Origin of the sequence: Burkholderia sp. S171, assembly GCF_009766085.1 — a bacterium.
Taxonomy (GTDB): Bacteria; Pseudomonadota; Gammaproteobacteria; order Burkholderiales; family Burkholderiaceae; genus Caballeronia.
This window is the reverse complement of the sequence record NZ_LMUF01000030.1, coordinates 221494-234023: the sequence shown is the minus strand read 5'-3', so window position 1 is coordinate 234023 and position 12530 is coordinate 221494. Positions and strand designations below refer to the sequence as shown.

Annotated in this window: 10 protein-coding genes; 8 read left to right on the top strand and 2 right to left on the bottom strand. The window is 62.1% G+C overall.

The features are described from left to right. Positions 1-32: 32 nt before the first annotated feature. Positions 33-500, bottom strand: a complete 468-nt coding sequence (locus GSQ93_RS14970) for a DUF2442 domain-containing protein (RefSeq protein ID WP_158936453.1) — start codon at positions 498-500, stop codon at positions 33-35. Next, the gene (locus GSQ93_RS14965) at positions 484-735 is read right to left on the bottom strand and encodes a DUF4160 domain-containing protein (protein ID WP_158936452.1); all 252 of its coding nucleotides are present in this window, start codon (positions 733-735) and stop codon (positions 484-486) included. The genes GSQ93_RS14970 and GSQ93_RS14965 overlap by 17 nt, the downstream gene beginning before the upstream one ends. 384 nt (positions 736-1119) lie before the next feature. Between GSQ93_RS14965 and GSQ93_RS14960 the strand changes: the two genes are divergently transcribed. From GSQ93_RS14960 to guaD, 8 genes are all read left to right on the top strand, one after another. Next, the gene (locus GSQ93_RS14960; RefSeq protein WP_158936451.1) at positions 1120-2496 is read left to right on the top strand and encodes an amidase; all 1377 of its coding nucleotides are present in this window, start codon (positions 1120-1122) and stop codon (positions 2494-2496) included. A gap of 132 nt (positions 2497-2628) precedes the next feature. After that, on the top strand, positions 2629-3141 hold the full coding sequence (locus tag GSQ93_RS14955; RefSeq protein ID WP_158936834.1) for a disulfide bond formation protein B: 513 nt from the start codon (positions 2629-2631) through the stop codon (positions 3139-3141). A gap of 450 nt (positions 3142-3591) precedes the next feature. Then, the gene (xdhA, locus tag GSQ93_RS14950; protein ID WP_158936450.1) at positions 3592-5103 is read left to right on the top strand and encodes a xanthine dehydrogenase small subunit; all 1512 of its coding nucleotides are present in this window, start codon (positions 3592-3594) and stop codon (positions 5101-5103) included. A 28-nt stretch (positions 5104-5131) separates the two neighbouring features. Next, positions 5132-7561: a xanthine dehydrogenase molybdopterin binding subunit gene (xdhB, locus tag GSQ93_RS14945; RefSeq protein ID WP_158936449.1), complete on the top strand. Its 2430-nt coding sequence runs from the start codon at positions 5132-5134 to the stop codon at positions 7559-7561. 19 nt (positions 7562-7580) lie between these two features. Then, positions 7581-8606, top strand: a complete 1026-nt coding sequence (xdhC, locus tag GSQ93_RS14940; protein WP_158936448.1) for a xanthine dehydrogenase accessory protein XdhC — start codon at positions 7581-7583, stop codon at positions 8604-8606. A gap of 28 nt (positions 8607-8634) precedes the next feature. Continuing rightward, complete coding sequence (locus tag GSQ93_RS14935) at positions 8635-9663, top strand: adenosine deaminase (RefSeq protein WP_158936447.1); 1029 nt, start codon at positions 8635-8637, stop codon at positions 9661-9663. Positions 9664-9674: 11 nt separating this feature from the next. Then, positions 9675-11036, top strand: coding sequence for an NCS2 family permease (locus GSQ93_RS14930; protein ID WP_158936446.1), 1362 nt, complete (start codon positions 9675-9677; stop codon positions 11034-11036). A gap of 35 nt (positions 11037-11071) precedes the next feature. Beyond that, positions 11072-12403, top strand: coding sequence for a guanine deaminase (guaD, locus tag GSQ93_RS14925; protein ID WP_158936445.1), 1332 nt, complete (start codon positions 11072-11074; stop codon positions 12401-12403). Positions 12404-12530: the final 127 nt, after the last annotated feature.

Sequence of the window (12530 nt, the reverse complement as noted above, 5' to 3'; positions counted from 1 at the left end):
TTGAGTTCGGGATTGCGTTGTTATCTCCCGGGCTATTTCTTCCCGAGCGCCCCACCACCCTCACGCTCCTCGCTTTCCACCTCGATCTTGCGGGGCCGGCCGCCGCGCGCGCCATTTGCGCGGGCGGCGGCCGCTTTGGATTCGCTGCGGCTGGCCCCGCCCTCCTTGCCCAATCGCTTGGCCATGAAGGATCGCGACCCCAGCACACCGGCAAGTAACGGCGCTACGAGCATGTCGGCGTCGACAATAGGGAAATACAGACCTGTGCCGGACGCCGTGATTTCGATCGTTTTCAGGTCGCTGTCCGAAGCATTTTCCAAACCCTGAATGATTCGCGCGGGAATGGCGAACAATGTGCCATTCGACAGTTCGATAGCCACCCTGCCGTCTACCGGATTAAACGAGGCGGACAGGGCGACCGGATGCTCGGCAATGTGCGTGCTCATCCGCTCTTCGGCTTCGCGCATCTCGTGTTCGGTGATATCAACAAAAGCAGTCATGAAGTGTTTTCCATTCAGTGCACAGCGAGCCGACTACGTTTTGCATCCGGCGGGCGAAGGTATTGGCATCAACGTGCGAAAAGCCGTGATTCTTTTGCAAGGTCGGCGGTCCAGCCGGACAGTGCAGATTGAAGATGGCGTGTTGCTTGCCATCAAGCACATGCACGTGAGCTGGTTGATGGTCGTTTAAATAAATCACGACGCGGGCAGCGCCGATGCGGAAAATCGTTGGCATGTAGTCACTCTATCCGTTAGCTGTGCGCAAGTAAACCCAAACGCTTGGGTTTTTACAGAACTGTTGCTTTCCACCGCAAAAGACCGCCTGCGGGGACTCACCAAGCTTGAGGCAAGAAGCAGTAACGGCGCTATCAGCCGAATGGCCGAGGAGCCCGGTTTATCAAGCGTTACGCGCGCCGCGTCGAGTATTTATTACTGGGCTGGCTTAGAATGACAGCCACTTTTGGGCAAGTTACTTCAGGCGTTTATTGCGGCTTCCAGCATGGCAATGCAACAACGCAACGGTACGAACGGGCTCGTTCACCGTGCCGCATTCGCGCTCTGTGAAAAACGCTCGTCCTTCCATTTGTAGCCCGTCAAGCCACCGGTTTCTCTCGACATCATGCCCATCACTTCGCCTCAGTTCGCGCCTCTCGCACAACTCGCCGCCGCGCTCCGTGACGGCAAAACCACCAGCCGCGAGCTGGTGGAGCAGGCGCTCGAACGCATTGCAGACCCTTCGGGGCAGGGAGCCGTTGCCTTCCTGCACGTCGATGCAGAGCGCGCACGCGCCGCCGCCGACGCCCACGACGCATTGCGCTGTGCAGGCATCGTCCTCTCGCCGCTGGCGGGCATTCCTGTGTCGATCAAGGATCTCTTCGATATCGAAGGCCAGGTGACGCGCGCCGGCTCGCGTGTACTGGCCGACGCGCTGCCTGCCAAGGCCGACGCTGTCGCCGTTGCCCGGCTGCGGCGGGCGGGCGGCGTGATCGTCGGGCGCACCAACATGAGCGAATTCGCGTTCTCCGGGCTCGGGCTGAACCCGCACTACGGAACGCCGCACTCGCCGTATCGAAGCGATCTGGCGGGCGACGAGCGGATTGCCGGGGGGTCGTCATCAGGCGCGGCGGCGTCGGTGGCCGACGGCATGGCGGCCATCGCACTTGGCACCGACACCGGCGGCTCCATTCGCATCCCGGCCGCGCTTTGCGGACTCACCGGCTTCAAGCCGACCGCCGCCCGCGTGCCTACGAAAGGAGGCGTGCCGCTTTCCACCACGCTCGACTCGTTCGGGCCAATCGGGTTGTCGGTGGCGTGCTGCGCGCTTGTCGACCGCATCCTGGCCGGACGAGACTCCGGCGTGCCCGCGACCCGGCCGCTGGACGGCGTGCGTCTTGGCGTGTTGACGAACTACGTCATGGACGGTGTCGACGAAACGGTCGCGAGCGCCTACTCCGCTGCAATCGGACATTTGTCGGCAGCCGGTGCGCTGGTGGAAGACGTGCGTTTCGCACCGCTCGAGCGGCTCGCGGAGATCAACCGGTTCAGCTTTGCGTCAGTCGAGGCTTACGCATGGCATCGGCCGCTACTGCAGGCACACGCCGATCAATACGATCCACGCGTGCGCGTGCGGATCCTGAAAGGCCAGCCCGCCAGCGCGGCTGATTACATCGACTTGCTGCAGGCACGCGCCGTGATGATCGAGCAGGCGCGCGCGCTGTGGCAGCGGTTCGACGCCATTGTGTGTCCGACCGTACCGGTCGTGCCGCCGCGTGTGGCCGACCTCGAACACGACGACGAAGCATTTGGCCGGACCAATGCGCTGATCCTGCGCAACCCCTCCGTTTTCAATTTCCTCGATAGTTGCGCGTTGTCGCTGCCGTGCCATCCGCGGGGCGAAGCGCCGGTCGGGCTCATGCTGGCCGGGGCGCCGTTCGGCGACGACGCGCTGCTCTCCATCGGTCGCGCCGTGGAAGCAGTACTCGAAACTACGCGCTGAGCCGCTGATGCCCCGCCTGAAACCGCCTGGCGACCGCGATCGCGATAGAATTCCGTCGCCGGATATGCGCTTTCAGGTGTTTTTTTCTCGAACAATTCGGAAAATATGAACAACTCCTTGAATCATTTCACCATGCACCACGACGACCGCGGGATTCGCCGCGAACGACGATTGCTGGTCTTGCTCGCTGTGATCTCTCTGGGGCTCGTGGGCGGAGCGCTTTATCTTCAGTTCATCAAAGGTGAAGATCCCTGCCCGCTTTGCATTATTCAACGCTACTTTTTCGTGCTAATCGCGGTCTTTGCCTTGCTCGGCGCTTCGTTCCGGGGATGGCGCGGGATCGCGCTGCTTGAAACGCTGGTTGCACTGTCCGCTCTCGGAGGCGTGGTAGCCGCCGGACGGCACGTTTATGTGCAGGCGCATCCGGGATTCAGCTGCGGGTTCGATGCCCTCCAGCCCGTCGTGGATTCTCTTCCGCCTGCGCAGTGGCTGCCCCAGGTCTTCAAGGTCGCGGGACTGTGCGAGACGCCCTATCCGCCCATTTTCGGGTTCTCGCTTCCGCAATGGGGTCTTATCGCGTTTGCGGTGATCTTCCTGTTTGTCGCCGGCAGTTTGTGGAGCAAGCGGCGGTTGCGCGCGGGTTGAATGCGGATTGCGTGCGGTTCGGACCTTAGACCTTGGCTGAACTGCACCCGCTTTCCGCAGACGCTGGGACCGCCGTGCCTCAGCCCTACCTAAAACGGCTTATTGCGCAGTCGTGCTGTCTGCAGCGCCATCGCGCACGAACATCCATTGCTATTGTCCAATCCGCCGGTCTTGGACACCACGCGGTCAGAGCCACGTCCTCGCCCTCTCGTTTTATCGCAATCCCTCCCCTCAATGTCCTTCCGCGCGGGTTTTGGCGGTTTCTCCGCCGACCCTCATCCGGCTCTTCACATAGTCTTGATACGTTCGCCGGAATATTTTTGAGATATTGCGGTGATATCGTTATCTTTGGATGGCGATCCACGTGCGCTCTTTCGGCCCGGTTTCTATTGAATCCGACGCCGATTTTCGCGTAACGCGCGCCCGATCCGCAATGTCCTGGACTTCTTTATGACAACGCAAACCATCCGGTTCTTCCAGCGCAACGCCCTGCGCGAAGTGCACGACGTACCCGCTTCCCGTACGGTGCTCCAGCATTTGCGCGAGCACGACCAATGCACCGGTACCAAAGAGGGATGCGCGGAAGGCGATTGCGGTGCCTGCACGGTGGTGATCGGTGAACTCGATGTGGACGGCCAACCCGTCCTCAAAGCCGTCAACGCCTGCATCCAGTTCATGCCTACACTAGACGGCCGGGCGCTCTTCACGGTTGAAGACCTGCGCGCCGAGGACGGCACGCTGCATCCGGTCCAGCAAGCCATGGTCGATTGCCACGGCTCGCAATGCGGCTTCTGCACACCCGGTTTTGTGATGTCGATGTGGGCGCTGTATCAGACTCAGCCCGCCGATGCCGGCCTGCCCACCCGCGACGAAATCAACGCCGCCCTCTCCGGTAATCTCTGCCGCTGCACGGGCTATCGGCCGATCGTGGATGCATCGCAGAAAATGTTCGAGTACCCTCGCACGCCGTTTGATCGCGACGCGCTCAAACGCCAGCTCCAAAGCATCCAGCGCAAGGAAACACTCGAATACTCGGCACCCGACGCGCGCGGCGCTGCATTTGGCCACCCGACGTTCTTCGCGCCCGTCTCGCTCGCCGAATTTGCCCGCTTGCGCGCCGACCATCCCGACGCGCGCATCCTGGCCGGCAGCACCGACGTCGGCCTGTGGGTCACCAAGCAATTCCGCAATCTCGGCGACGTCCTGTATATCGGCAATGTGAACGAGCTCAAGTCGATCACCCGCGACGGGCAATGGCTGAGCATCGGTGCAGCGGCCTCGCTGGAAGACTCATACGGCGCGCTCTCGGCCGTTTATCCGGAACTGGCGGAATTGTGGACGCGCTTTGCATCGCGCCCTATCCGCAACGCCGGCACGCTCGGCGGCAACGTGGCGAACGGTTCACCTATCGGCGATTCCATGCCGGCACTGATTGCCCTCAATGCGGAAATCGTGCTGCAGAAAGCCGCCAAGGTCCGCACGATGCCGCTCGATACCTTCTATCTCGGATATCAGAAATCCGCGTTGGAAACGGGCGAATTCGTCGCGGGGATTCGCGTGCCGTTGCCATCGGCGAAATTGCGCTTCCGGACGTACAAGATCTCCAAGCGCTACGACCAGGACATCTCGGCTGTGTGCGCCGCGTTCGCCGTGACGCTCGACGGCACCCGCGTGACATCGGCGCGTTTCGCGTTTGGCGGGATGGCGGCCACGCCCAAGCGGGCATCGAATGCGGAAGCCGTGCTGGTGAACGAAGAGTGGAACGAAGCCAACGTGCAAGCCGCCATGCGCGCGCTGGACGTCGACTTCCAGCCGCTCACCGACATGCGGGCGTCAAGCGCGTACCGCAGCAAAGTGGCGCGCAATGTGCTGTGGCGTTTCTTCCTCGAGACCCGTGAGGATTCGCCGCTCGCACTCCGCGACGTCAACGCGTTCGCATTCGACGTGCAATGCGCGACATGACACCGCACCAAGCCCCAAGGACCACGCGATGAACAAGCGTACCGATCCACACCACATCGACCGTGCTGCCGCCGACGCACTCGCACTGCGAGCCGCCACGAGCACACCGGAGCGCGCATCGATCGGCGTTGGCTTGCCGCACGAGTCGGCGGGCCTGCATGTAAGCGGCGAAGCGACTTACGTTGATGACATCGGCGAGCTGCGCGGCACGCTGCACGCGGCGCTTGGTCTGTCGCGGCATGCGCATGCTCGCATTGTCTCGATCAATCTCGACCTGGTTCTGGCTGCGCCCGGTGTGATCGCCGTGTTCACCGCCGACGACATCCCCGGCGAGAACAATTGCGGCCCGGTGCTCCACGACGACCCGATCCTCGCTAAAGATGAAGTGCTGTATCTGGGACAACCGGTGTTCGTGGTCATCGCGGAAACGCACGATCTCGCGCGCCGCGCGGCAGCGCTCGCCAAAAGCGAAGAAGTGATCCGATATGAACCGCGCGAAGCCACCCTGACGCCGCGGGAAGCGCGCGCGAAGCAGCAGTTCGTGCTGCCGCCGCTGCATCTGAAACGCGGCGATCCGGACGGAAAAATCGCGTCGGCGGCGCATCGGCTACAAGGTGAATTCGAGGTTGGCGGGCAGGAGCAGTTCTATCTCGAAGGGCAGGTGGCCTACGCCATTCCGAAGGAACTGGACGGTATGCTCGTCTACAGTTCCACGCAGCATCCAAGTGAAATGCAGCATCTGGTCGCACATATGCTCGACTGGCCGACGCATAACGTGATCTGCGAATGCCGCCGGATGGGTGGCGGTTTTGGCGGCAAGGAATCGCAGTCGGGCGTCTTCGCGTGCATCGCTTCGCTGGCGGCGCACCTGCTGCATCGGCCGGTGAAATTGCGCGCGGATCGTGACGATGACTTCATGATCACCGGCAAACGCCACGACGCCATCTACACCTATGAAGCCGGTTTCGATGACGACGGCCGCTTGCAAGGCGCGCGCGTGGAAATCGCGTTGCGCGCGGGTTATTCGGCGGACTTGTCGGGCGCGGTGGCCACGCGCGCCGTCTGTCACTTCGACAACGCGTATTACCTGCAGGACGTCGATATCACCGCGCTCTGCTGCCGCACCAACACGCAGTCGAACACGGCGTTTCGCGGCTTCGGCGGCCCGCAAGGCGCGCTGGTGATGGAAATCATGATGGATGAAATCGCGCACCGTCTTAAGCGCGATCCCCTCGATATCCGCCGCGTGAATTACTACGGCATCACCGAGCGCAACGTGACGCCCTACGGCCAGACCGTCGAAGACAACATCATCGCGCCGCTGACCGACGAACTGCTGGCATCGAGTGAATATTTGCAGCGACGCGAGGCGATCGCCGCCTTCAATGCAACGAGTCCCGTGCTCAAGCGGGGCATCGCGTTCACGCCGGTCAAGTTCGGCATCTCCTTCAACGTGCCGTTCCTGAATCAGGCCGGCGCGCTCGTGCATGTCTATAAAGACGGCTCCGCGCTCGTCAATCATGGCGGCACCGAGATGGGCCAGGGCTTGAACACCAAGGTCGCGCAGGTCGTGGCGAATGCGCTGGGCGTGCCGTTGTCGCGCGTGCGCGTGACCGCTACCGATACCTCGAAGATCGCGAATACATCGGCCACCGCCGCGTCCACCGGCAGCGATCTGAACGGCAAGGCGGCCGAAGCCGCCGCGCTCACCATTCGCGGACGCCTTGCAGAACTCGCGGCGAAGCAGCTCGGCGGACGCGCGGAAGACGTGCGTTTTCACGATGGCGTGGTCGAGTCGAACGGCGGCCAGATGCCCTTCGACCAACTGGTCGGGGCAGCGTATCTGTCGCGCGTGCAGTTGTGGTCGGATGGTTTTTACGCCACGCCCAAGGTCAACTGGGATTCGAAAACGCTGACCGGCCAGCCCTTCTACTACTTCGCGTATGGCGCGGCGATCTCGGAAGTGGTCGTGGACACGCTCACCGGCGAGTGGCGCCTGTTGCGCGCGGACATCCTCCACGACGCGGGACAGTCGATCAATCCGGCGCTCGATATCGGCCAGGTGGAAGGCGGTTTTGTCCAGGGCATGGGCTGGCTCACGACGGAAGAGCTCTGGTGGAATCGTGACGGCCGCCTGATGACGCACGCGCCGTCCACGTACAAGATTCCATCGGTGAGCGACATTCCGGCCGCGATGAACGTCGCGCTCTACGATAACCAGAACGTCGAGCCGACCGTGTTCCGGTCGAAAGCCGTGGGCGAACCGCCGTTGCTGCTCGGTTTCTCGGTATTGCTGGCAATACGCGCCGCGGTGGCATCGGTCGCGCCCGATTCAACCGATGCGCCCGTGCTGCGCGCCCCGGCCACGCCTGAATCGATCCTGAACGCGCTGGACGCTCAGGCCGCGAAAGCGCTCGTCGCGGCTCCTGATGCCGCTCAAACAGTATTGGTCAACTAACCAACCCGGAGCCTATTCGATGCAAGCCTGGCTACACGATCTGCAACACCTTCTCGCACACGGCGACGCCGTCGTGCTGGTGACGGTCGCGCGCGTGGAAGGCTCGGCGCCGCGCGAAGCGGGCACGAAGATGATCGTCACACGTGACGATGCACGCCACACCATCGGCGGCGGCCATCTGGAATGGAAAGCGATTGAAACCGCGCGGCAGGTGCTGAAAGACGGCGCGCGCAGTCCGCATATGCGTCGGCTCGAGCGTTTCGCGCTCGGCCCAAGCCTCGGTCAATGCTGCGGCGGCGCAGTCGTGCTGGCGTTCGAGCGGCTGGATATAGGCGATCTCGGCTGGGTCACGTCGTTGAACAAACGCATGGCGCAGGGGCTATCCACGGTGCGCAGCGTCGGCTTCGGCCCGATCCCCGACGGCGTGATGATCTCCGATCCGGAACCGGGCGTCGCCGGCCCCGATTGCCTGCTCTGGGATGGCGCGGGTTTCGATGACAGCGGCGCATTGCTGACCGAAACCATCGCGTTGCGCGAGTTTCAAGTAGTGCTGTTCGGTGCCGGCCACGTGGGCGCGGCGCTGGTCAGGGTGCTCGCAAATCTGCCCTGTCGCGTGGTGTGGGTCGACGAGCGCGATGAGACGTTCCCGCCCATGGACCGGCTCCCGCCAAACGTCACGATGGACGCCAGCGGGACCCCGGAATCCGCCGTGGACGAAGCGCCGGCCAATTGTTACTTTTTGGTGATGACGCACAACCACGCGCTCGATCTCGCGCTCGCTGAGCGTATTCTCCGGCGCGGCGATTTCGCCTACTTCGGCATGATCGGCTCGCATACGAAGAAAATGCAGTTCGAACGCCGGTTGGCGTCGCGGGGAATAGACCCCATGCACATCGGGCGCATGACGTGCCCGATCGGCGTGCCCGGCATTGACGATAAAGCGCCGGAAATGATTGCCGTATCGGTGGCAGCGCAGTTGCTGCAGAAGGTCGAGGAACGCGCCGCGCACAGCTACAATTCCGCGCAGCATCCGCAAACCGCGTGATCCAGACCTTTTAAAGCACAAGACAAGCATGAATCCCACTCTCGCTGACAAGATCGCCCGCGCGCCCAAGGCCGAACTCCACATTCACATTGAAGGTTCGCTCGAGCCCGAGCTGATCTTCGAACTCGCGAAACGCAACGGCGTGATGCTCGCGTACGATTCCATCGACGCATTGCGGGCGGCCTACGCGTTCACCGACCTGCAATCGTTCCTCGACATCTACTACGCGGGCGCGAGCGTGCTGCTGCACGAGCGCGATTTCCACGACATGACCCTCGCGTATGTCGAACGTGCGCTGGCCGATCATGTCACGCACACCGAAATTTTCTTCGATCCGCAGACGCATACCGAACGCGGTGTATCGATCGCTACGGCGGTTGCGGGTATCGAAAGCGCGCTGGCTGAAGGTGAGCGGCGCGGTTTGACGAGCAAGCTGATCCTGTGTTTCCTGCGCCATCTGCCGGAAGACGATGCGCTTAAAACGTTCGACGAAGCGCTGCCCCTGTTCGATCAGTACAAGCATAGGCTGATTGGTGTCGGTCTGGATTCTTCCGAGCGCGGCCATCCGCCTTCGAAGTTCGAACGCGTGTTCGCGAAAGCGCGTGAGAAGGGATTGAAGCTCGTGGCGCATGCGGGCGAGGAAGGTCCGCCGGCTTATGTGTACGAAGCGCTTGACCTGTTGAAGGTGGATCGCGTGGATCATGGCGTGCGCAGCATGGAAGACCCGGCGCTGGTCGCTCGTCTCGCGGATTCGCGCGTGGCGCTCACCGTCTGCCCGCTGTCGAACCTGAAGCTGCGCGTTTTCGATGACATGGCGAAACACACGCTCAAGGCGCTACTGGATCAGGGCGTGGCCGTGATGATCAACTCCGATGACCCCGCGTATTTTGGCGGCTACGTGAACGCCAACTATTTCGCGATTCTCGACGCCTTGAATCTCAATGACGCCGAGTGTTACACGCTGCTGAAAAACAGCCTGGAAGCGTCGTTCGTAACGGATGCCGAACGCGAAGCGATGGTCGCAAAACTCGACGCCTACTGGCACACGGCGGCGTGAGCGAGAACGTCATGGCTACGATTACCAACGACACAACCACGCTCGAGCGTTTCTTCGGCATCCGTGCGGCGGGTTCGCGCACGAAGACCGAGATTGTTGCGGGCATCACGACCTTCCTCACGGCGATGTACATCATCGTCGTCAATCCCGGGATTCTGTCGCAGGCCGGCGTGCCCTTCCCTGCTGCGCTAACGGCTACCGTGATCGTCAGTTTCCTCGGCAGTTGCGCGATGGGACTCTACGCTCGCAATCCGGTACTCGTCGCGCCCGGCATGGGCATGAACGCGCTGTTCGCGTTCGTGATGGTTCATAGCGGCAAGATGCCGTGGCAAACCGCACTCGGCTGCGTATTCTGGGCCGGCGTGATCTTCGCAGTGCTCGCGGCGTTCAATGCGCGCAAGCTGGTCGTCGATGCTATTCCGGCGAACCTGCGTCACGCGGTTTCATGTGGCATCGGACTGTTTATCAGCCTGATCGGATTGGTCAACGCGAAGTTTGTGATCAGCGATCCGGTGACGATCGTGCATTCGGCATCGCTGAATCCAGTGGTGATCACGTTCCTGATCGGCCTCGCGCTGACCACAATTTTGGTTGCACGAAAGGTAACCGGCGCGTTGATGATCGGCATCATTTTCACGACCGTGATGGCGATTCCCATCGGCCGCTTCTGGGGCGACGGCACCGCTTACTGGCCAGCCGCGATCGCCACGAAAACGCTCGTGAACTGGAACGGTTTGTTCTCGGCGCCGGACTTCTCGGCGGTCGGTCAACTGGACCTGCTCGGATCGCTGAAGGTGATCTACTGGCCGTTTATTTTCGTGATGCTGTTCACGTCGTTCTTCGACGCGCTCTCCACGTTCATGGCGATCTCGGAAGCCGGCAAGCTCTACGATAAAGACGGCAACCCGCGCAATATCCGCCAGTCGATGATCGTCGATTCGTTCGCCGCGCTGGTCTCCGCGCCGCTCGGCACGAGCCCGGCGAATGCGTACATAGAATCGGCGGCGGGCATTTCCGCCGGTGGCCGCACGGGGTTGGTCGCAGTCGTGGCCGGCTTGTGTTTCCTGCCCTTCCTGTTCCTCTCGCCGCTGCTCTCGCTGGTGCCCGCCATTGCAACCGCGCCCGCGCTGGTGCTGGTCGGCGTGTTCATGATGGAATCGATCACGAAGATTGAATGGGGCCGTTTCGACGAAGCCATTCCCGCCTTCCTCGCCATGATCCTGATCCCGCTGACGTATTCGATCACCGATGGCATCGCGTACGGGTTCCTCGCGTTTGTCGTGATCAAGTCGTTCACCGGCCGCAGAAAAGAAATCAAGCCGGCGATGTGGATTGTCGCCGCGCTGTCGTTGCTGTTATTGACACAGCTATAAGGGCGTTGACCCGCTTTACTGGAGACGTTTCACCCATGACTCAGACCGCTTACCGCGCACAGCTTCTCACTTTCCGCGACGACCCCGCTTTTTCCGATGACAACGCCGTGCATGAAACCGACGGCCTGTTGCTGGTGGAAGAGGGCCGCGTGGTGGCAGCGGGCGCGTATGCGGCGTTGCGTGACGCAATCGCGCCCGATGCAATCGTGAAAGACTTGCGGGACAAGTTGATCGTGCCGGGTTTCATCGACTCGCACATTCACTATCCGCAGACCGACATGATCGCCTCACCTGCGCCGGGTCTGCTGCCGTGGTTGAACACGTACACGTTTCCGACCGAGCGCAAGTTCGAAGACCCGGCGTATGCGCGGGAAACAGCGAGCTTTTTCATCGATGAACTGCTGGCTTGCGGCACGACAACGGCGCTTGTCTACTGCACGGTCCACAAGCAATCCGCCGACGCCCTCTTTAGCGAAAGCGAGTCGCGCAACCTGCGCATGATCGCGGGCAAGGTGCTGATGGATCGCAACTGCCCGGAGTATCTGCGTGACACGGCGCAATCGGGTTACGACGACAGCGCCGAACTCATCGCGCGCTGGCATGGCCGCGGACGGCAGGAATACGCGCTGACGCCGCGTTTCGCGCCGACCTCTACCGAAGCGCAACTCGAAGCCTGCGCCGTGCTCGCGCGCAAGCACCAGGACGTGTATATCCAGAGCCACGTCGCCGAAAACACCGATGAGATCAAGTGGGTCGAAAGCCTGTTTCCGGGGCATCGGAGCTATCTGGATATCTACGATCACTATGACTTGCTGCGTCAGCGCGCGGTCTACGGCCATTGCATCTATCTCGACGATACCGACCGCCAGCGCATGGCCGAAACCGGCGCGGTGGCGTCACATTGCCCGACGTCGAACCTGTTCCTCGGCAGTGGTTTGTTCGACATAGAAAAGGCCGGCGCCGCGAAGATGCCGGTGGCGCTTGCAACCGACGTTGGCGGCGGCACAACGTTTTCGATGCTGCAAACCATGGGCGAAGCGCATAAGATCGCGCGCCTGACGGGGCATCATTTGACCGCGTCGCGCATGTTCTGGCTGGCGACCACGGGCGCGGCTCAGGTGCTCGATATGTCCCACAAAGTCGGGACGCTTGCGCCCGGCAGCGAGGCGGATTTCGTTGTGCTGGATCCCACGGGTACGCCCCTGCTCGCGCGCCGGACGACGCGGGCGGAATCGCTGGAAGAACTGCTGTTTGCGTTCGCCATGCTCGGCGACGACCGCGCCGTGTTCGAGACGTATGCGGCGGGGAAATGTGTGCATCGGAGAGACTCGCGGCGTACGCCGGTGCCGGAGTTGGCAGCGGCTTGAGGGGTTGTGGTTCGCTGTCCGGATTAGTGAGCGACGCGTGGGCTTGAGGGTGGGGGTCCAGTCACGCGCCGGGCAAATCCGGCGTGCGCGCTGCCTTCGGCGCTGAAGCTTGCTTGCCTTTATTTCG